Origin of the sequence: Oceanicaulis alexandrii DSM 11625 (genome assembly GCF_000420265.1) — a bacterium.
GTDB lineage: Bacteria > Pseudomonadota > Alphaproteobacteria > Caulobacterales > Maricaulaceae > Oceanicaulis > Oceanicaulis alexandrii.
This window is the reverse complement of record NZ_ATUP01000001.1, coordinates 640,004-661,044: the sequence shown is the minus strand read 5'-3', so window position 1 is coordinate 661,044 and position 21,041 is coordinate 640,004. Positions and strand designations below refer to the sequence as shown.

The 21,041-nt window shown below is 63.8% G+C and carries 16 protein-coding genes; 9 read left to right on the top strand and 7 right to left on the bottom strand.

Annotation, left to right across the window (positions count from 1 at the left end):
• Positions 1-11: 11 nt before the first annotated feature.
• The 6 genes from ftsA to ligA all read left to right on the top strand — a co-directional run bounded on the left by ftsA (position 12) and on the right by ligA (position 8,967).
• Positions 12-1,331 (top strand): cell division protein FtsA, encoded by a 1,320-nt coding sequence (gene ftsA / locus G405_RS0103280; protein WP_022700074.1) that lies wholly within the window; start codon positions 12-14, stop codon positions 1,329-1,331.
• A gap of 141 nt (positions 1,332-1,472) precedes the next feature.
• Positions 1,473-3,062 carry a cell division protein FtsZ gene (gene ftsZ, locus G405_RS0103275; protein ID WP_022700073.1) on the top strand — a complete coding sequence of 530 codons (1,590 nt, stop codon included), beginning with the start codon at positions 1,473-1,475 and terminating at the stop codon, positions 3,060-3,062.
• A gap of 213 nt (positions 3,063-3,275) precedes the next feature.
• A complete protein-coding gene (lpxC, locus tag G405_RS0103270) occupies positions 3,276-4,175 on the top strand; it encodes a UDP-3-O-acyl-N-acetylglucosamine deacetylase (protein WP_040705177.1) in 900 nt (299 codons plus the stop codon).
• A gap of 150 nt (positions 4,176-4,325) precedes the next feature.
• Positions 4,326-5,159 carry an outer membrane protein assembly factor BamD gene (locus tag G405_RS0103265; protein ID WP_022700071.1) on the top strand — a complete coding sequence of 278 codons (834 nt, stop codon included), beginning with the start codon at positions 4,326-4,328 and terminating at the stop codon, positions 5,157-5,159.
• Between the two features lie 23 nt (positions 5,160-5,182).
• A complete protein-coding gene (gene recN, locus G405_RS0103260) occupies positions 5,183-6,883 on the top strand; it encodes a DNA repair protein RecN (RefSeq protein ID WP_022700070.1) in 1,701 nt (566 codons plus the stop codon).
• Positions 6,880-8,967 (top strand): NAD-dependent DNA ligase LigA, encoded by a 2,088-nt coding sequence (gene ligA, locus G405_RS0103255; protein WP_022700069.1) that lies wholly within the window; start codon positions 6,880-6,882, stop codon positions 8,965-8,967. The genes recN and ligA overlap by 4 nt, the downstream gene beginning before the upstream one ends.
• A 132-nt stretch (positions 8,968-9,099) precedes the next feature.
• Here the strand turns inward: ligA and G405_RS0103250 are convergent, their stop codons facing one another.
• Positions 9,100-10,002, bottom strand: a complete 903-nt coding sequence (locus tag G405_RS0103250) for an alpha/beta hydrolase (RefSeq protein WP_022700068.1) — start codon at positions 10,000-10,002, stop codon at positions 9,100-9,102.
• Between the two features lie 145 nt (positions 10,003-10,147).
• Here G405_RS0103250 and G405_RS0103245 point away from each other — a divergent pair, with 145 nt between their 5' ends.
• Positions 10,148-10,441, top strand: a complete 294-nt coding sequence (locus G405_RS0103245; RefSeq protein WP_022700067.1) for a GIY-YIG nuclease family protein — start codon at positions 10,148-10,150, stop codon at positions 10,439-10,441.
• A gap of 143 nt (positions 10,442-10,584) precedes the next feature.
• Here G405_RS0103245 and G405_RS0103240 read toward each other — a convergent pair whose 3' ends face one another.
• The 4 genes from G405_RS0103240 to G405_RS0103225 all read right to left on the bottom strand — a co-directional run bounded on the left by G405_RS0103240 (position 10,585) and on the right by G405_RS0103225 (position 16,008).
• A complete protein-coding gene (locus G405_RS0103240; protein WP_022700066.1) occupies positions 10,585-12,885 on the bottom strand; it encodes an ATP-dependent helicase in 2,301 nt (766 codons plus the stop codon).
• Positions 12,886-12,988: 103 nt separating this feature from the next.
• Positions 12,989-14,641, bottom strand: a complete 1,653-nt coding sequence (locus tag G405_RS0103235; RefSeq protein WP_022700065.1) for a chloride channel protein — start codon at positions 14,639-14,641, stop codon at positions 12,989-12,991.
• Between the two features lie 42 nt (positions 14,642-14,683).
• A complete protein-coding gene (locus G405_RS0103230) occupies positions 14,684-14,902 on the bottom strand; it encodes a ribbon-helix-helix domain-containing protein (protein WP_022700064.1) in 219 nt (72 codons plus the stop codon).
• A 5-nt stretch (positions 14,903-14,907) separates the two neighbouring features.
• Entirely contained in the window at positions 14,908-16,008 is a 1,101-nt protein-coding gene (locus G405_RS0103225; protein ID WP_022700063.1) for an NADH:flavin oxidoreductase, read from the bottom strand.
• A 303-nt stretch (positions 16,009-16,311) separates the two neighbouring features.
• On the opposite strand from G405_RS0103225, the gene G405_RS0103220 reads away from it, so the two are divergent.
• Together G405_RS0103220 and G405_RS0103215 are read left to right on the top strand one after the other, a co-directional pair.
• The gene (locus G405_RS0103220; protein WP_022700062.1) at positions 16,312-18,426 is read left to right on the top strand and encodes a TonB-dependent receptor; all 2,115 of its coding nucleotides are present in this window, start codon (positions 16,312-16,314) and stop codon (positions 18,424-18,426) included.
• A gap of 137 nt (positions 18,427-18,563) precedes the next feature.
• Positions 18,564-19,115: a CBS domain-containing protein gene (locus G405_RS0103215; protein ID WP_022700061.1), complete on the top strand. Its 552-nt coding sequence runs from the start codon at positions 18,564-18,566 to the stop codon at positions 19,113-19,115.
• A gap of 196 nt (positions 19,116-19,311) precedes the next feature.
• Here the strand turns inward: G405_RS0103215 and G405_RS0103210 are convergent, their stop codons facing one another.
• Together G405_RS0103210 and fumC are read right to left on the bottom strand one after the other, a co-directional pair.
• On the bottom strand, positions 19,312-19,512 hold the full coding sequence (locus tag G405_RS0103210) for a DUF4169 family protein (RefSeq protein ID WP_022700060.1): 201 nt from the start codon (positions 19,510-19,512) through the stop codon (positions 19,312-19,314).
• A 48-nt stretch (positions 19,513-19,560) separates the two neighbouring features.
• Positions 19,561-20,952, bottom strand: coding sequence for a class II fumarate hydratase (gene fumC, locus G405_RS0103205; RefSeq protein ID WP_022700059.1), 1,392 nt, complete (start codon positions 20,950-20,952; stop codon positions 19,561-19,563).
• Between the last annotated feature and the right edge of the window lie 89 nt (positions 20,953-21,041).

Below are 21,041 nucleotides of genomic sequence, written 5' to 3'. Positions count from 1 at the left end.
CAGTGGGAGCTATGGGTTTTTTCAAGCAGGGGGGCGCGTCGAGCGCCGCCACGCCGCCGCGCAAATCGGGCGTGTTCGCAGCGCTCGACATCGGCGCGTCCAAGACCGTCTGCTTCATCGCCAAGACCGAAGAGACGCTGGCGGGATTGCGCCCGCGCGTTATCGGCGTTGGCCATCAATCCACCCGCGGGGTCCGCGCCAGCCAGGTGGTGGACGTCAATCTGGCCGTTGAAAGCATCCGCGCCGCAGTGGAAAACGCCGAGCGCATGGCGGGCCATACCGTCAGTGAAGTCTATCTGGCCGCGTCCGCCGGCGCGCCGTCGAGCGCGCGCATCTCCGTCGAGATGGATCTGGCCGCGCGCGAAGTCACCGATCGCGATCTGCGCCGCATCCTCGCTGAAGCCCTGCGTCGTCATCACGAGCAAAAACGCGTCCTGCTGCACGCTCTGCCCTTGTCCTGGCGGGTGGATGGCCATCGCGGGGTCAAGGATCCGCGCGGCATGTTCGGCGAGAGCCTGGGGGTGGATTTGCACCTGGTCAGCGCCGCCGCCGATCCTTTGCAGAACCTCATTTCCTGCGTTGAGCGTTGCCAGCTGACCGTCGCGGGCGTTGCGGCCACGCCCTATGTGTCCGGCATTGCGGCGCTGGCGCCGGATGAGCGCGATCTGGGCGCCATGCTCATTGATATGGGTGCGCACACCACCACCGTCGCCGTGTTTAACGAGGGCGCGCTGCAGCATGTGGACGGGGTGCCGGTGGGCGGCGCCCATGTGACCAACGACATCGCGCGCGGGCTGTCGACGCCCGTGAACGCCGCCGAGCGCATCAAGGCGCTGCATGGCTGCGCGCTGGACAGTCCCGATGACGACCAGATCATGATCGAGACGCCGCCCGTCGCGGGGTCCGGCGCAGTGACCATGAACCAGCAACCCAAGGCGCTGTTGAACGCCATCATTCGTCCGCGTCTGGAAGAAGTGTTCGAAATGGTGCGCGATCGGCTCGACGCGGCCGGGGCCGCCAGCGCGGCGGGGCGCTCTGTGGTGTTGACCGGCGGCGCAGCGCAATTGCCCGGCGCGGCGCAACTGGCCGGCCGGGTCCTGGGTAAACAGGTCCGCCTGGGGCGGCCTGATACGTTGGCGGGGCTCGGCGACGCTGTCAGCGGTCCGGGCTTCAGCGCGGCTTCAGGATTACTGCTGCGCTGCGTGCAAGGCCCCTCGGAAGCTATCTCGGGTCCGCCGCGGTTTGACCAGGGCCCTGTGCGCATTCGCGAACGCGCGGATGGAGAAGGCGGCATGAAGGCGGTCTGGCGCTGGTTCGCGGAAAGTTTCTAGACTCCTTATCCAGACTCAAGGTTCTATTATTGTTCGCGAAAAAAGGTTTGCTCAGAGGGAGAGAGTTTAACTCTCGATTAAGCTAGAGCGCGCAGTCTCACGGGGTGATTCGTTAACTCTACCGCCCCACGGAGACCTGCCATGCCCTTGAACCTTTCCGCGCCAGAAACCACCGAACTGAAACCTCGCATCCTGGTATGCGGTGTGGGCGGCGCCGGGGGCAACGCCGTTAACAACATGATCGACGCCCAGCTGGAGGGCGTGGACTTTGTGGTCGCCAACACCGACGCGCAGGCGCTGCAGCGCGCGCGGACTGACCGGCGCATCCAGATGGGGGCTGCGATCACCGAAGGTCTGGGCGCTGGGGCGCGCCCGGAAGTCGGTGAGCAGGCGGCCGAAGACTCTCTGGCCGAGATCCAGGAACATCTTCAGGGCGCGCACATGGTGTTCATCACCGCCGGCATGGGCGGCGGCACCGGCACCGGGGCTGCGCCTGTGATCGCCCGCGCTGCGCGCGAGCAAGGCATCCTGACCGTGGGCGTGGTCACCAAGCCGTTCCATTTTGAAGGCACTCGCCGCATGCGCTTGGCGGAGTCCGGCATTGACCGGCTGCAAGAGCATGTGGATACGCTGATCATCATTCCGAACCAGAACCTGTTCCGGATCGCCACCGAGAAGACGACCTTCGCGGAAGCCTTCGGCATGGCTGACCAGGTGCTGCATTCGGGCGTTCGCGGCATCACCGACCTGATGGTCATGCCCGGCCTGATCAATCTCGACTTCGCCGATGTGCGCACCGTGATGAACGAGATGGGCAAGGCGATGATGGGCACGGGCGAAGCCAATGGCGAGAAACGCGCCGTGGAAGCCGCCAACAACGCCATCAACAACCCGCTGCTTGACGATGTGTCGATGAAAGGCGCCAAGGGCGTGCTCATCAACATCACTGGCGGCATGGACATGACGCTTTATGAAGTCGACGAAGCGGCCAATGAAATCCGCAATGAAGTCGACCCGGACGCCAACATCATCGTCGGCTCCACCTTCGACCCCGAGCTCGACGGCATCATCCGCGTATCTGTGGTCGCCACTGGCATCGACGCCGAAATGAACGAAGCCACCGATCCGCGCCGTCGCCAGGGCGCCGAGCCGGTTTCCGCGATGTGGAAGGGCCGTGAGACCCGTCAGCAGCGTCAAACCGAACCGCTGGTGCGCCGCGCCTCTGACGCGGTGGCGGTCAACGAAACCCCTCAGCAGGCGACGCCGGCCTCTCATACGGGTCATGCCGCTCATACGGGTCATGCCGGACACGCGGCGCAGGGCTCTGTAACGATGCGCGGGTCAGACGCCGTGAATACGCCGGATTCCTTCACGGGCGGCGAGCCGGTGCATCCGGTCGCCAAGCCCGCCGTGGTCGAAACCCGCGAGCGCCTGGAGCGCGAAATCTCCGCCTCCGCTGAGCCTCACCAGGCTCCGGTCCAGCCGCAGGCGCAACAGGCGCCGGTGGAAGAAACCAAATCGCGCGAGCCGCGCCGTGGCCTGTCTCTGTTCGGCCGCCGCAAGTCTGCTCCGGTTGAGCAGAAGGCGCCGAGCCAGCCCGAGCGTCCCAGCGTGGTGCGCCCGGTGGAGTCTGCGCCGCGGCTCAGCCAGCCCAGCGGGGACCTGTTTGGCGAGGATCTTGACGAGAACGAGCTGGAAATTCCGGCCTTCCTGCGTCGCCAAGCCAACTAGGCGATACTGCCAACACATTGAAAACGCGTCGCTCTGTTTGCTCAGAGCGGCGCGTTTTGCGTTTCAGCGCCGGTTTCGTAACACGGTGCAACAATCCTTTAATTGCGGGATGCAACCCGGCCCGTAGTGTGCAGGGCGAGGGGCATAGTCTGTTAAGCATCTTGCGATGCGTTGGGCTATTGGATTGACGAACAACTGGATTGGGCCTGCTTCATGATTGAACGCGCAACTTTGGCGGCGCCGGCGGTTTGCGCCGGGATCGGTTTGCACACCGGGGCCCGTGTCCGCATGGCCATGAAGCCCGCATCGCTGGGCTCGGGCATCGTTTTTGAGCGTACCGATCTGGATGTCGAGGACTGCTTCATTCCGGCGCGCCGCGACTATGTGCGCTCCACCGATCTGGGCACCACCTTGGTTAATGACGCCGGCGCCTCCGTCGCGACGGTCGAGCATTTGATGGCGGCGTTGGCGGGGCTGGGCGTGGACGATCTGATGATCGAACTCGACGGTCCCGAAGTGCCGGCCATGGACGGGTCTTCCGCGCCCTTCGTCGATCTGATCCTGCAAGCGGGACTGAAAACCCGACCGGCGCCGCGCAAAGCGCTTCAGGTGCTGAAGCCTGTCGAGGTCGAGGACGGCTCTCGCCATGCGGTTTTCCTGCCGTCTCTGCGTCCGGGCATTGATGTGGAGATCGACTTTGACGATCCCGCCATCGGTCGCCAGCACTTTGCGTTTGAAGTCAATCGCAGCAATTTCCAGGACCTGGTCGCTCCGGCGCGCACATTCGGCTTCCGCCGTGAGTTCAGCGCGCTGTTGAAGGCGGGCCTGGCGCGCGGCGGCTCCATGGAGAACGCCGTCGTTGTGGATGAAGGCGGCGTCGCCAATCCCGAAGGCCTGCGTTTCGCCGATGAGTTCGTGCGTCACAAGGCGCTGGACGCCTTGGGGGATCTGTATCTTCTGGGCGCGCCGATCATTGGCCTTTATAAAGCGCATCGTCCCGGACATGGCCTCAACGCCAAGGCTTTGGCGGCTCTGCTGGCTGATGAAAGCGCCTGGCGCTGGACATCGATGAGCGACAGCACCGTGCAGAGCGAGCGCCTCGTTCACTCCTGATCGCGGCAGAAAAGCCCGCACTTATTCACACCGGGCCTGATAGGGTGCTTTTGCCCGCGCCCGCGATGGGTTAAACCATTCGCAATACCTAAGAGTCCGCTGCGTCCTGAGGGTCAGGGCAGGCGGACGCCGGCTTGAGGGCGTGTGTCCATGAAGACTGTTCTGCGTATTGCTGTTCTGGGCGCCGTCGCCTTGTCGCTCACCGCTTGTGCGGGGCGAGACCGCGAAGAGCTGGCCTATGTGGAGCAGCCGGTCGAGACGCTCTACGCCGAAGCGTTCGAGAAGATGCAGCGCCGCCGTTATGACGAGGCCGCCGCCTATTTCGACGAAGTGGAACGCCAGCACCCGTTCTCCGAATGGGCGCGCCGCTCCATGCTGATGGCGGCTTATGCGAACTATCGTCAGTCCAAATATGACGAGGCGATCTCAGATGCGCAGCGCTTCATCGCCCTGCATCCGGGCAACGCCAGCGCGCCTTATGCCTATTATCTGATCGCGCTGAGCTATTATGAGCGCATCTATGATGTGGGCCGCGACCAGTCCACCACCCAGCAAGCGCTGCAGGCGCTCGAGCAGGTGGTGCGCCGGTATCCCGACACGCCTTACGCCCAGGATGCGCGCCTGAAAATCGACATGGCGCGCGATCACCTGGCCGGCAAGGAAATGAGTGTTGGCCGCTGGTATCTGCGCAATGGCTATCATCTGGCGGCGATCAATCGCTTCCAGAATGTGATTCGCGATTACGAGACCACCAGCCACACGCCCGAAGCCCTGCACCGTCTGGTGGAGGCTTATGTCAGCCTGGGCGTGGATGAAGAAGCCCGCCAGGTCGCAGCCGTTCTGGGCTATAACTTCTCCGGGTCTGAATGGTATGAGGACAGCTATGATCTGCTGACCTCGCGCGGGATCGCCGTGCCGGGCTCTGAAGATCTGGAACGTGATCCGTCCTTGCTGCGGCGCGCGTTGAACCGCGTCTTCGGCTAATTTCAAGCGCACTGCGAACCTGAATGCTGGCTTCGCTCTCCATCCGTGACATCGTCCTGATCGACTCGCTCGATCTGATGTTTGACGCCGGTCTGTCCGCGCTGACGGGCGAGACCGGCGCCGGCAAATCCATTCTTCTGGGCGCTCTGGGTCTGGCGTGCGGCGAGCGCGCCGAACGCGCCCAGGTGCGCGCGGGCGCTGACAAGGCGGTCGCCATCGCCATGTTCGAGCCCCCGGTGGACCATCCGGTCTATGCCTTGCTGGACGAGGCGGGCGTGGATGTGGAGGCGGGCGAGGCGGTGATCCTGCGCCGCACCCTGACGGCGGACGGCCGCTCGCGGGCGCATGTGAATGACCAACCCGCCAGCGTCGGCTTGCTCGCTCGGCTGGGCGAGGTGCTGGTGGAGATCCATGGCCAGCATGACGGACGCGGCCTGATGGACCCCAAGAGCCATCGCGGCCTGCTGGACGCTTATGCGGACTCATCCGCCGAACTGACGGTGGTGAAGGCTGCCTGGACAAGTCTCAGTGACGCCCGGTCTCGCATGGACGAGCTGACGGACGCCCGGGACAAGGCGGCCAGCGAAGAAGCCTTTCTGCGAGGCAGCGTGGAAGAGCTCGATGCGCTTGATCCCCAGGCGGGGGAAGAAGCGAGCCTCGCCGCCGAACGCAAATTCCTGCAGCAGGCCGAATCCGCCCTCACTGAACTTAATGACGCCATGGACGCCGTGGCGGGCGGCGACGGCCTGTCCAACCGCCTGAACACCGCCCTGCGCGGGCTTGAGCGCGTGCGCGGCGCCCTGGGTGAGGCGGATGGCGCTGAAGGCGCGGCTGGCGAGGCGCAGGCGTCTGTGGAACGGGCCGCCGGCGCGCTGGATCGGGCGCTGATCGAGTTTAACGAGGCCGAGGAAGCGCTGTCAGACGCCGCTGCGCGCTTTGACGTCGAGCCGGGACGCTTGAACGAGGTCGAGGAGCGCCTGTTCGCCCTGCGCGCCGCCGCGCGCAAGCATAATGTCGAGGTGGATGAGCTGGCCGAGCTTCGTGACCGTCTGGCGAGCCGGCTCGACATGATCGAGCACGCCGACGACCGGCTGAAAGAGGCCGAAGGCGCTCTGAACGCCGCGCAGGCGGACTATGCGCGCGCCGCCAAGGCGCTGACAGCCTTGCGCACCAAGGCGGGCGACGCGCTCGCCAAAGCCGTCGAGGCCGAACTTGCGCCGCTCAAAATGGACAAGGCGCGGTTCCGTGTGCGCGTCGAGACAGATGAAGACAAGCCCGGCGCAAGCGGTTGGGACAAGGTCGCGTTTGAAGTCGCCACCAATCCCGGCGCGCCGTTCGGACCGCTCGACAAGATCGCCTCGGGCGGCGAGCTGTCACGTTTCGCGCTGGCCCTGAAAGTGTGTCTGGTGGGCGAGGACGCTCGCACCATGGTGTTTGACGAGGTGGATCAGGGCGTGGGCGGCGCGGTGGCCGATGCGGTCGGATCACGTCTCAAACGCCTGGCGGAAACCGGTCAGGCGCTGGTGGTCACACACAGCCCGCAAGTGGCCGCGCGCGCCAGTGCGCACTATCGTATCGAGAAGGCGGAGCAGTCAGGCGGCATGCGCACGACCGTGCGTCGTCTCGCCGAAGACGACCGCCGCGAAGAAATCGCCCGCATGCTGTCGGGCGCGGAAATCACCGATGCGGCGCGCGCCGCCGCCGACCAGCTGATGGGCTCATGAACGCTGCGCTAAAGGATGTGGAGGCGCTGACCTCCGAGGACGCCGCCACAGAACTCGAACGCCTCGCCCGCGAAATCGCCAAGCATGATGCGGCGTATTACGAGAAAGACGCGCCGAAAATCTCGGACGCCGCCTATGACGCCTTGCGGGCGCGCAATACGGCGATCGAGGCGCGCTTTCCCGAGCTGAAACGCAAGGACAGCCCGTCTGAGCGCGTCGGCGCCAAACCGTCCGAGCAGTTTGGCGAAGTGGTCCACGCCGTGCCCATGCTGTCTCTGGGCAATGCGTTTGACGATCAGGATGTGCGCGATTTCGCAGATCGCATCCGCCGCTTCCTCAATCTGAAAGATGACACCCTGGTTCTGACCGCCGAGCCCAAGATTGACGGGCTGAGCGCCAATCTGCGCTATGAAAAGGGCGAGTTGGTGATCGGCGCCACGCGCGGCGACGGCCGGTCGGGCGAAAATGTCACCGCCAATCTCAAGACCATTTCCGACATTCCCCACAAGCTCGACGGCGATGTGCCGGACGTGCTGGAAGTGCGCGGCGAGGTCTATATGAGCCACGCCGATTTCGCCTCGCTCAACGCCAAGCAGGAAGAGCGCGGCAAACCCGCTTACAAAAACCCGCGCAACGCCGCCGCCGGATCGCTGCGCCAGATCGACCCGACCATCACCGCCGAGCGCCCCTTGCGCTTTTTCGCCTATGCCTGGGGCGAGTTGAGCGAGCCGCTCGCCGAGACCCAGTATGACGCCGTCAAACGCCTGGGTGCATTGGGTTTTGTCATCAATGACGACATGGTGCGCGTGGACAGCGTCGAGGCGGTGATCAACCATTACCATGCGCTGGAAGAGAAACGCGCCGATCTCGGCTATGACATTGACGGAGTGGTCTACAAGGTGGACCGGCTCGACTGGCAGGAGCGGCTGGGCTTTGTCGCCCGCGCCCCCCGCTGGGCCATCGCGCACAAATTCTCGCCCGAAAAAGCCGTCACGCGGCTCAACGCCATCGAGATCCAGGTGGGGCGCACCGGCGCGCTGACGCCTGTCGCCAAGCTCGAACCCGTCACCGTGGGCGGCGTGGTGGTGTCCAACGCCACCTTGCACAATCAGGACGAAATCGAGCGCAAGGATGTGCGCGTGGGCGACACCGTAATCATCCAGCGCGCCGGCGATGTGATCCCGCAAGTGGTCGAAGTGGTGCTGGGCAAACGCCCTGAGGGCGCGGAGCCCTTTGAGTTTCCCACCCTATGCCCCGTCTGCGGCAGCCATGCTGTGCGCGAGGAGGGCGAAGTGGTGCGCCGCTGTACGGGCGGGCTGATCTGTGACGCGCAAGCCGTCGAACGCCTCAAGCATTTCGTGTCTCGCAAGGCGTTTGACATTGAAGGGCTGGGCGCGAAACAGATCGAGGCTTTCTACCATGAGGGCCTGGTCAAACAGCCCGCCGACATCTTCACCCTGCGCGCGCGCAACGAGGCGGGCGAGATCAACCCGCCCATCCAGACCCGCGAGGGCTGGGGCGAGCGTTCGGCGGCGAACCTGTTTGGCTCGATTGATCAGCGCCGCAGTATCGGCCTCGCGCGCTTCCTGTTCGCGCTTGGGATCCGCCATGTGGGCGAGGAAACCTCCCGCCTGATCGCGCGCAGCTTCACAAGCTGGCAGGCCGTGCGGGAGACCGCAGAAGCCGCCAACCAGCCCGGCGAAGCCTTCGCCGCTTTCATGGACATAGACGGCATTGGCGAGACGGCGGTCAAAGCCCTCGCGGAGTTCTTCGCCGAAAGCCATAACCAGGACGCGCTGAACGCACTTCTGGAGCATGTGACGGTGGAAGACGCTGAACAGGTCGCCGCCGAGAGCCCGGTCGCCGGCAAGACGGTGGTGTTCACCGGCTCGCTTGAACGCTTCACCCGCGATGAAGCCAAGGCGCGGGCGCAGTCCCTGGGCGCAAAGGTATCAGGCTCGGTCTCCGGTAAAACCGACATTCTCGTCGCCGGCCCCGGCGCAGGCTCCAAGCTCAAGAAAGCGCAGGAGCTGGGCGTTCAGACGATGACCGAGGATGAATGGTTGGGGTTGATCGGGGGCTGAGGGCCTAAACTTTATGACTGTCATCCCGGCCTTGAGCCGGGATCTACTGACAGCGTCTCTGTGATCAGAACAGAGTGGTTGCGGTAGATCCCGGATCGCCTGCGGCGTCCGGGATGACAGGAAGGGGTGAAATTACTCCCCCAGAAGCCGCTCAACCTCAGCCAAAATCACATCCCAGGCCGGCGCGGTCGGGTCGATCAGCTCGAAATGCCCGGCGTTCTCCAGCGTCACTTCAGTGACCGTATCGCCTGCCGCTTGCGCCTCTTGCGCATAAGCCGCTCCGAACTGCGGCGGCACAATGGGGTCGAGCGCGCCGGAAATGATCACCTGCTCCACTTGCATGGGCAAAAGCTGATCGGGCGAGGTGTCGGCATAAGGCGCCGCGCCGGGATGACCCGCGATCAGCGCGTCCACGGTGTCGGGTTCGCCGCAGCGGCCGGGGCCTTCGGCGCGGTACAATTCAAGATCATTGATGCCAGCGAGCGTTATGACGCCGTTGGGCATGAACGGGTCTTCCACGTAAAGCGGTGTGTCCTGCAGCTGGCCGCGCGCGGCGGCCCATAGCGCCAGATGCCCGCCCGCGGAATGGCCCATCAGGACCGTGCGCTCAAGATCAATGGGATAGGTCTCGGCCAGCGTCCGCACATAGTCGGTCGCCATCGCCACGCTCTCAAACGTGCCCGGATAGCCGCCCGTCTCATGACCGAGGCGCGGATAGGTGAGGTTCCACACAGCGATGCCGCGCGCCTTTAGGTCCGCGTTGAGCTGGTCTTGAAGGATGGTGCCCGGAATAGCCGCCTGCCAGCAGCCGCCATGGATCATGATCACCAGCGGGAAAGGGCCGTCGCCCTCTGGAAGCCACAGCTCGCCATACTGCTCTTCGCCTTGGCCGTATTCGATGCGGGCGTCAGCGGACGCGCGCTCACGGTCGAGAAGGTCGCGCCAGCTGATTGGGCGGGCGTCAGCATGCAGGTCTTGAGCCAGCGTGGGTGCAGTGACGAGGAGGGCGGCGGTAAGGCTGAGGGCGAGGCGCATGGGCGTATCCGGTTCTGTTTTCAGTATTCTATCCTGAAACCCCGGGCGAGCGTAGCGAAGACCCGGGGCCTCCCTCAGGATATGGCGCTATACTCTGTCATAATTCTGGCTCTCCCTGCGGTCAGCCTAGAACTTAGGAGGGAGTATGACGCGCGCCTGGGTCTACATGCTGAGCAATCGGCCTGGTGGCGTGCTCTATACAGGCATGTGCAACGCTGATCTCCGACGGCGGATGTGGGAGCATCGCCAAAGCGGCGGATCTTCCTTCGCTGACAAATACAACTGCAAGCGTCTGGTCTGGTTCGCTGCGTTCTCGGACGTGACCGCAGCCGCCGAGCACGAGCGTCGGATGAAGCGCTGGAAAAGAGCGTGGAAGGTCGAGCTGATCGAGCAGGCCAATCCGGACTGGAGAGATTTGTATTCGGAAATCTCGGGCTGAGTGCTCAAAGGTGCGCGCTGTATTCTGAGAGAGGCCCCGGCTCAAGGCCGGGGATTCAAGCTCTTTACAGAATTGAATTCCCGGCCGACCGAAGGGAGAGCCGGGACGTCAGGCAGAAAAGGGTAATAGATACGAAGACACGCCTAAGGCGCCTCTTCCACAAAGCTCGCCACCACCTTCTTCAGGCCGGCCTTGTCGAAGGCCACGCTGAGCTTGGCGCCGTCGGCGGTTTTCACCGTGCCATAGCCGAATTTCTGGTGGAAGACGCGGTCGCCGGGCTTCCATTTGGAGGTTCCGCCCACCGAGCTTGAGTCGATGAGGGTGGCCTGACCCTCGATGACGCCGGGATCAGGGCGGCGGCCCGACGCCTTGCTGGCCTGAAAGCGTTTCCAGCCGGGGCTTTCATAGCTGGACTTGAAGGGATCGGCGGCTTCCGCCACGCCCTCAAAGCCGGGCCCGGCATCGTAATAGCCGGTCTCCGATTGCGCCTCGCAATGCTCATGCGGCATTTCGTCGATGAAGCGCGAGGGCAGCACGGATTGCCAGCGACCAAAGATCATCCGGTTGGCGGTGAAGCTGATGATCGCGCGCTGGCGGGCGCGGGTGATGCCCACATAGGCGAGGCGGCGTTCTTCTTCCAAAGCCGCCGTGCCGCCCTCATCCATGGAGCGTTGGGAGGGGAAGACGGTTTCTTCCCAGCCCGGCAGGAAGACCAGCGGAAATTCGAGTCCCTTGGCGGCGTGCAACGTCATGATGGAGACCTCGTCGCCATCTTCCTTGCGGTCGGCGTCCGACACCAGGGCGATGTGCTCAAGGAAGGCTTCCAGGCTGTCAAACTCGCCCATGGAACGGACGAGTTCTTTCAGGTTGTCGAGCCGGCCGGCGGCTTGCGGGCTCTTGTCCTCGCGCCACATGGCCGTGTAGCCGCTCTCATCGAGGATCACTTCCGCCAGTTCGTCATGGCGCATGGTCTCTGACTGCTCGGCCCAGCGATCCAGATCGCGCAGGAAGGCGATGAGCCCGGTGCGGCCCTTGCCCCTTATCTCGTCGGTCTGGGTCATCAGGCGTGCGGCGGCGGCCATGGACACTTCGGCGCCGCGCGCGGCCATGGCGATCTTCTGAACCGAGGTGTCGCCCACGCCGCGTTTGGGGGTGTTCACCACGCGCTCGAACGCCAGATCATCATCCAGGCTCCGCACCAGCCGCAAATAGGCGAGGGCGTCGCGGATCTCGGCGCGTTCGAAAAAGCGTGGTCCGCCGATCACCTTGTAGGGAAGCCCCAGCATGATGAAGCGGTCTTCAAACGCCCGCATCTGCCACGACGCGCGCACCAGAACGGCGATGTCGGAATGCTGGCCGCCTGAGCGCACATGGCCCTCGATCTCGTCGGCGACAAAGCGCGCTTCGGCCTCGCCGTCCCACAGGCCGGACACCTGGACTTTCTGGCCGGGATCATCCTCGGTCCACAGCGTCTTTCCAAGCCGCGCCTTGTTGGCGGTGATCAGGCCCGCCGCGGCGCCGAGGATATGGCCCGTCGAGCGATAATTGCGTTCGAGGCGAATGACGGTCGCGCCGGGAAAATCCTGTTCAAAGCGCAGGATGTTGTCCACTTCCGCGCCACGCCAGCCATAGATCGACTGGTCGTCATCACCCACGCAGCACACATTGCCTGATCCGCGCGCCAGAAGCCGCAGCCACAGATACTGGGCGACGTTTGTGTCCTGATACTCGTCCACCAGCAAATAGCGGAACTTCCTGTGATAGTCCGCCAGCACATCGTCATGGGTCTGGAAGATGGTGATGTTGTGCAGCAGCAGATCGCCGAAATCACAGGCGTTCAGAACGCTCAGCCGGTCCTGGTAGAGCTTGTAGAGCTTTTGCGCCTTGCCGTCCGCGAAGCTCCATTTGTCCTCTTCAGGGATGCGCTCGGGCGTCTGGGCGCGGTTCTTCCAGCCATCGATCAGGCTGGCGAGATGGCGCGGCGTCCAGCGCTTCGCATCAATCCCCTCGGCCTCGAGGATTTGCTTCAAAAGGCGCAGCTGGTCGTCGGTGTCGAGAATGGTGAAGCTTGATTTCAGGCCTACCAGCTCGGCATGGCGGCGCAGGATCTGCGCGGCGATGGAGTGGAAGGTGCCCAGCCAGGGCAGACCCTCGACCTGTTCGCCGATGATCGCGCCGACGCGGGTCTTCATCTCGCGGGCGGCCTTGTTGGTGAAGGTCACCGACAGGATGTTCCAGGGCTGCGCCTTGCCGGTCGCCAGAATATGCGCCAGCCGCGTGGTCAGCACCCGCGTCTTGCCCGTGCCCGCGCCCGCCAGCACCAGCACGGCGCCGTCCACCGCCTCGACCGCGGCGCGCTGTTCAGGGTTCAACCCGTCCAGATAGGCGGCGTCGGCGCGCGGCGCCCGCGGGGCCGCCTGCTGGGAAAGGGGAACAGAGGACATGACGCACGCTTTCGCAGATCGATTCGCTAAGGAGAACGAAACTAGCACATCCGTTTGCAATGCGTAGGGGCGGCGATGTCATCGGTGTGACGCGCAGGCGCGCCTAGCGATGCTCTTCCTCGTGCCGGGCCTGCAGCGCGGCGGCATAGGCGGCGTGGGCGTCGGCCTTGGTGATGTAGCCCACAATGGGTTGGTCGCCATGGCGGGAGCGGACCTGGGCGCCGTCGAGTTTTTCCGCTGAGAAGAAGCCCATCACCCGGCCCAGATAATCATCGTCATAGACGCAGGATTCATCGAGCTCGCCGGCTGTGTCATGGCTGTCGAGCGGGGTCATGATGTCGCGCGCGCGAATGGTCTGCAAGATGACGCGGGCATCGCCCTGGGTGAGGTCAAAACCGTGGCGCTCCACCTGTTTGTGAAAGAAGCTGCCCTTGGTGACAGACGTGGTGATCACGCTCGCCAGCGACACGCAGACCAATAGCGCGATCGAGGCTTCATAGCTGGCGGTCAGTTCAAACACGATCAGCGTGGTCGACAGCGGCGCGCCCAGCACCGCCCCGCCGACCGCGCCCATGCCGATCACGGCGAAATAGGCCGAGCCTGCGCTGTCCGGGCCGATCAGGGGCGCGACAAGCGCACCATAGAGCGCGCCCAGCATGGCCCCCAGATAAAGCGAAGGCGCAAAGACGCCGCCGCCGAACCGGAACGCCATGGTGGCCATGGTGGCGATCAGCTTCAGCACGATCAGCGCGGCGAGGGTGGCGATGGCGTAGCCGCCCGCCAGAGCGATGGAGGTCGCTTCATAGCCCACGCCCAGCACTTCCGGCGCCAGAACGCCCAGACCGCCAATGACCAGCCCGCCGAAAGGCGGCAGCACCCAGAGCGGGACCGACAGGGCCTGCGCGCGGATGGCGACCAGGCGCGGCGCGTTGAACGACAACATGATGCAGGCGATGGCCACGCCCGCAGACGCCAGCCCCAAGGGGATGATCGCGATGAAGTCAGCGAGACTGGCGGGCGGGATCTCGGGCACTGTGAAGGCCGGGCTGGCGCCGAAATGGATGCGGGACAGGATGGCGCCGATGACGCTGGAGGCCGCCACAGGACCGATCGAGCGCAGGGCGTAATGGCCCAGCACCACTTCAAACGCGAACAGCGCCCCGGCGACAGGGGCGTTGAAGCTGGCGGCCACTGCCGCCGCTGCGCCGCAGGCGAGCATGATGCGCGCGCCCCGGGCGGGCAGGTTCAGGGGCCGGCTGATGAAGCTGGCGAGCGAGGCGCCCAGATGCACCGACGGGCCTTCACGTCCGGTCGAGCCGCCAGCGCCGACGGAGACGGCGTTGATCAGGGCGGACCAGAGGCCGGGCAGAAGCGGCATCTTCCCGCCCTGCGCCGCGCGCGCTTCCATGACGTCTGCGACGCCCTCGGCGCGAGTTTCGGGCAGCCAGTTGGTTTTCAGACCCACATACAGGAGCAGGGAGACGATGCAGCCGCCGGCCACCGGCGCCAGGATGATGTGATGGACCGGCAGGCCAGAGGCCGTGCTGGCCAGGCGTTCTGAAAACTCGCCGAAAGCGACGAACTGCACGGACTGGATCGCCAGCCGCAAGCCGATGGCGGCGTAGCCCGCCACCACGCCCACCACCAGCGCCAGCAGCCAGAGCGCCGGTGAGCGTCCATCGGCGAAACTGTTCTTCAGATACCGAAACAGCTTGTCGAACGGCGATGGCGGCGGCGGGTTGATGGCGGTGCTCATGCCATCTTCAAACCCCGCGCGGGCTATGGCGTCAACTGCGGATCAATCCTGACCTGCGCTGAGCGCGCGATTGAGCGCCCAGACCCGGCAGGCGCTCGACAGGGGCTGGTCGGGCTCGCGACTCTCGTCGATCGAGGTCACGAGCCCGGCCAGCGATCCGCCGACAACGCTCAGCTCCTTATCGATCACGGACCAGAATTCCGGCTCCAGAGCCAGAGAGGTCGCGTGTCCTTTCAAGGTGACTGAACGTTTCTTGAGCATGGTGTTTAGGCCAGTTCTTTCAGCGCTTCGGCGTTGAAGTCTTCAAGTTCGTCAAAACGGCCGTCCTTGACCTTGCGCGCCCAGGCGTAGTCAGAGAGCAGCGCACGGCCGACGCCGACCAGTTCGAACTCGCCCGCGTCCAGACGTTCGATCAGCTTGTCGAGGCCGGACTTTTCAGAGGCTTCCCCCATAAAGGCGCCAATGAAGTCACTATTGAGGCCAACTGATCCCACGGTGATGGCAGGCTTGCCGGTGAGTTTCTTCGTCCAGCCGGCGAGATTGAGGTCAGAGCCTTCAAACTCGGGCAGCCAGAAGCGGCGGGTGGAGGCGTGGAAGATGTCGACGCCCGCTTCAGCCAGCGGCGCCAGGAAGGCTTCAAGTTCAGCCGGGGTCTGGGCCAGTTTCGCGTTATAATCTTGCTGCTTCCACTGCGAGTACCGCAGGATGACAGGCAGGTCTGCGGGAATGCGAGCGCGGACGGCGCGGATGATTTCCTGCGCGAATTCGGTGCGCGAAATCATGTCGCCGCCGTATTTGTCGTCGCGCTGGTTCATGCCGTCCCAGAAGAACTGGTCGATCAGATAGCCGTGCGCGCCGTGCAGCTCGATGGCGTCAAAGCCGATCTTGGCGGCGTTCTCGGCGGCTTCGGCGAAGGCGCGGACGGTGTCGTCGATGTCGGCCTGGGTCATCGGCTCGCCGACTTTTTTGCCGCCGGGCATGAGGCCCGACGGGCTGTCGGACGGCGCGTCAGGGTGCGGGCCCGTGCCGGGCTTGCGCGCCAGACCCACATGCCAGAGCTGAGGCGCGATCTTGCCGCCGGCGGCGTGGACGGCGTCCACAACCTTTTTCCAGCCGGCCAGCGCTTCGTCGGTGTGAAAGTTCGGGATGCCCGGATCAAAGCTGGCGCCCGGACGGTCGACCGTGGTGCCTTCAGTGATGATCAGGCCCACATCATTGGCCGCGCGGCGCTCGTAATATCCGACCACGTCATCATTGGGGACGCCGCCCGGACTCTTGGATCGGGTCATCGGCGCCATGACGATGCGGTTCTTCAGTGAGAGCGAGCCAAGCTCGAACGGTTGGTAGAGGGCGTCTGTGTTGAGCATTGGGATCCCCTGAATGCACGAAAATACCGGACCCAGTTGGATATATCGCGCGCGACAATCAAGGTGCAATCTTGAATGGGGTTATGCCTGCACCCTCTCAGTCAGCATATTCTTCAGGTATTTCAGCGCAATACGCAGATAGACCTAGGCAGCAGCTTTTTGAGTTCAGAGCGGCGCCAACGCTGGTAGCAGGCGCGAGCGGCTGTAGTTGCGACTGATAATGAGATTGATTATCGAAGTTGTCCCTCTATAACTCTGGCTTGAACGCAACGCATTCTCAATTTCAAATCGGAACTGCCCAGCATGCTGAACTCTCGTGCGCGTATGATGACCGCGCTTGCCGCCCTCTTCACCCTCGGCGCAGCGCCTGTCTGGGCGGCTGAGACCACCGAGCAGACCGTCAGTGACACCATCACGGTGACGGGGCGCTTCCTGTCGATCGACCGGCTGAACGCGGTGAAGACGCCGACGCCGGTGCTGGACGTGCCGCAGAGCCTGTCCATCATCACGCGCGCCCAGCTCGAAGATCAGGCCTTCAGCTCCATCGCGGACATTCTGCGCTATACGCCGGGCCTGGCCGTCAGCCAGGGCGAGGGGCATCGCGACGCCATCATCATCCGCGGCAATCAGAGCACGGCGGACTTCTTCCTGGATGGTCTGCGCGACGATGTTCAGTACTACCGCCCGCTCTACAATCTGGAACAGGTCGAGATCCTGCGCGGCGCCAATGCGCTTCTGTTTGGCCGCGGCGGCGGCGGCGGCGTGGTCAACCGCGTCACCAAGACGGCGCAGCTGGACGAGAATTTCGGCGGCCTGACCTCAAGCCTTGATACCTTCGGCGCCTATCAGGTGTCAGGCGATGTGAACTCGGTGCTGTCAGACACCGTGGCCTTCCGGGTCAATGTGTTCGGCGAGCATCAGGAGAACCATCGCGACGTGTTTGAAGGCGACCGGTTTGCGGTCAACCCGACCTTCACGCTCGATCTGGGAAATCGGACCCAGGCCGTGTTCAGCTATGAGTACGTCAATGACGACCGGGTGGTGGACCGCGGCGTGCCGTCCGTCACGGTCGTGGGTGGCCCGGACGTGCCGCTGGACGGGTATCGCGACACCTTCTTCGGATCCGCCGATGGCAACTACACCACGCTGGAAGCCAGCATCTTCCGCACGCGGCTGGATCACACCTTCTCCGATACGCTGCGCGGCAATGTGACGATCCAGTACGCCGATTACGACAAATACTATCAGAACATCTATGCGGCCGGCTTTGACGCCGCCGCCAGCCCGCAGCGGCTGACCCTGGACGGGTATGCGGATGAGACTGCGCGCCAGAACTTCATCGCCCAGGGTAATCTGGTGGGTGAGTTCGATACCGGCGCGTTCAGCCACACCGTCTTGCTGGGTGTCGAATATGGCGATCAGTCCACCAGCAACGCCCGCATCGACAACACGTTTGCGGCCAGCAATGACGATCAGATCACCATCGACTTCTCCACACCGGTGACGGTCCCTGACTATGCGTTCGTGGATACGCTGCGCGATCGTGAGTCTGACGTACAGTTCGCCTCGCTTTATCTGCAGGACCAGATTGATCTGACCGAGCAGCTCAAGCTTGTGCTCGGCCTGCGCTTTGACCGGTTTGATGTGGATGTGCTGGACCGTGAAGCAGTGTCGGCGACTGATGACGGCCGCCGCGGCCGGGTGGATGAAGAAGTCTCCCCGCGTCTGGGTCTGATCTACAAGCCGGCGGAGAATGTCTCGCTGTACGCCAGTTATGCGGAATCCTTCCTGCCGAGCGCCGGGGACCAGTTCCTGACGCTGACCCGCACCACCGAAGACGTGCAGCCCCAGCAGTTTGAAAACACCGAAGTCGGGTTGAAGTGGGACTTTACCCGCAATCTGAGCCTGACCACCGCGGTGTTCCGCGTCGAGCGTGGCCTGTTCACCTCTGTGGATCCCAACAATGTGTCCCAGGTCATCACCATTCCGGGCAGCGTGACGGACGGGTTTGAAGTCCAGATCGCCGGCCAGCTGACCGACGCCTGGGCGATCAACGCCGGCTACAGCTATCTCGACAGCACGATTGATGGCGGCGGGTTTGACGGAAATCGCACCTTGCAGACGCCTGAACACATGCTCTCGATCTGGAATGAGTATCAGGCGACCGACCAGCTCGCCCTGGCGCTGGGCGTGACCTATCAGGACAGCTATTTCGTGCGCGAAGACAATGCGGTGCTGGTGCCTGACTACACCCGCGTGGATGCGGCGGTGTTCTATGACCTGACCGACCAGACGCGCTTGCAGCTCAATATCGAGAACCTGCTCGATGAAGAGTATTTCCCCGACGCGCATTCCAACGACAATATCTCGACCGGCAAGCCGCTGAATGCGCGGATCACGATCCGCCACCAGTTCTAGGCTCTCAAGCTGACAGATATGAGATGAACCAAGGCGGTGGAGCATGGCTTCACCGCCTTTTCTCTATGCAGGCAAGTTCGCCGCGACCGGAAGTCGCACTAGGTGATGTCGAGAGCTATCTTGAAGGAGACGCGATCATGACATCCGCCCCGACCCGGAACGCCCGCCACGGCCTGCGTTTGCGCGACCGGCCAGAGTTTTCGCGCAAGACGGCCCCTCTGACCATGTCGGCGAGTTCCATGGCCAAGGATGCGGTCGCTGAAATGGCCGCGAGCAATTTCGGCTCCGTCATCATCGTGGACGCCGATAACAAGGTCGAAGGCGTGGTGACCGAGCGCGACATTCTGCGTCGTCTGGTCAATGAAGGCCGCGATCCCGCCAAGACGCCATTGTCCGACATTATGACCGCCAATCCGCGCACCGCGCAGGCTGATGACGACATGCTCGAATGGCTGCGGATGATGAGCAATGAGCGCTTTCGCCGCTTGCCCGTGGTCGATGAGGATGGGCGCCTGATCCAGGTGCTCACCCAGGGTGATTTCGTCAGCTATACATGGCCGGACCTGCTCAGCCAGGCGTCCTCGCTGGGCAAGGCGACGGTGATGCGCAACTTCCCTCTGGTGCTGATCGGCGCCGGCATACTGATTTACCCGCTGATCCTGGCGTTGGCGCTGGGCGCGTTCGGTTAGACGCGGGATCGCCTTAAGCTGTTCCAGAAACGGCACGTCCCGAAATGAAAACGGCGGCTCATCGAGCCGCCGTTTTTTTTATGTCTTTCAACAGAGTGAACCCCCGGGCGAGCGGAGCGAAGACCCGGGGCCTCTATCAGAATTTGGCGCTGAACAGGCAGAGAGGTCCCGGCTCTCCCTTCGGTCGGCCGGGAATTCAGTTGTCTTGAGACCCCTTATCCCCATCCTGCAGCTTGTGCGCCTCAAGCGTCGCCTTGCGTTTGGCTTCGCGCGCTTTTTCAAGATCGCGCTGGGCCTTGGGCGTTCCAAACTGAACGCGATTGATCTCAGCCTGTTTGGCCTTGTCTTTACGCGCTTTGTGTTTGCGGACCTGACGCAAATTGATCGGCTGGGTCATGGGACCTCCAGGCTCCGCCGCCGAAGCGGCGGAGCAGGATGTTCGGCCTTATTTCGGGCCGATCATGTCTTCGGGGCGCACCACGCGGTCAAACTCCTCCTCGGTGACGAAGCCCAGACGAATGGCTTCCTCGCGCAAGGTGGTGCCGTTCTCGTGGGCGGTCTTGGCGACCTTGGTGGCGTTGTCATAGCCGATGGTGGGCGCCAGCGCCGTCACCAGCATCAGCGAGCGTTCCATGATGTCGGCGATGCGCTGCTCGTTGGCCTCGATCCCCACCACGCAATTGTCGGTGAAGGAGTGGCAGGCGTCCGCGATCAGCTGGGCGCTGGTCAGCACGTTGTAGGACATCATCGGCTTGAAGACGTTGAGCTGGAACTGGCCCTGGCTGCCGGCGAAGGTCACCGCCGTGTTGTGGCCCATCACCTGGGCGCAGACCATGGTCATGGCTTCGCACTGGGTGGGGTTCACCTTGCCCGGCATGATCGAAGAGCCCGGCTCGTTCGCCGGCAGGGAGATCTCGCCGATGCCGCAGCGCGGGCCCGAGCCCAGCAGGCGGATGTCATTGGCGATCTTGAACAGCGACACCGCCGCCGAGTTCAGCGCGCCATGCGCCTCGACCATGGCGTCCTTGGTGGACAGCGCCTCGAACTTGTTCGGAGCGGTCACGAAGGGCAGATGGGTCAGCTCCGCCACTTCTTCGGCGAAGGCGTCGGCGAAACCGATCTTGGCGTTCAGGCCCGTGCCGACCGCCGTGCCGCCCTGCGCAAGCTCGTACAGCGCGGGCAGGGTGGCTTCGACGCGGCGGATGGCGTTGTCGAGCATGTGGACATAGGCGGAGAATTCCTGGCCCAGGGTCAGCGGCGTCGCGTCCATCAGGTGCGTCCGGCCGATCTTGATGATGTCCTTGAAGGCTTCGGACTTGTCATTGAGGGCGTCGCGCAGGGTTTCGAGCGCGGGGACCAGCGTATGCACGAACACTTCCGCCGACGCGATGTGCATGGCGGTGGGGAAGGTGTCGTTGGACGATTGCGACCGGTTCACATGGTCGTTGGGGTGGACCGGGTCTTTCGAGCCCACTTCGCCGCCGAGCATCTGGATGGCGCGGTTGGAGATGACCTCGTTGGCGTTCATGTTCGACTGGGTGCCCGACCCCGTCTGCCAGACCACTAGCGGGAAATGATCGTTGAGCTTGCCTTCAGCCACTTCCAGCGCGGCGGCTGCAATGGCGTCGCCCAGTTTAGGCTCGAGATTATCAAGCGCCATGTTCGCCTTGGCGGCGCAATGCTTGACCACGCCGAGCGCCCGGATAAGGGGCAGGGGCTGGGTCTGGCCGCCGATCTTGAAGTTCATCAGCGAGCGCGCAGTTTGCGCACCCCACAGCTTGTCGGCGGGGACTTCGAGGGGGCCGAAGGAATCGGTTTCAACGCGCATCTCGGTCATCGGTCTTTCTCCAGTTCGGCGTGGGCCATGTATGGGGCGTCTATAGGCCCGCACAGTAAAGGCAGGCAAGGCGCTGCTTGGCGTCTCAC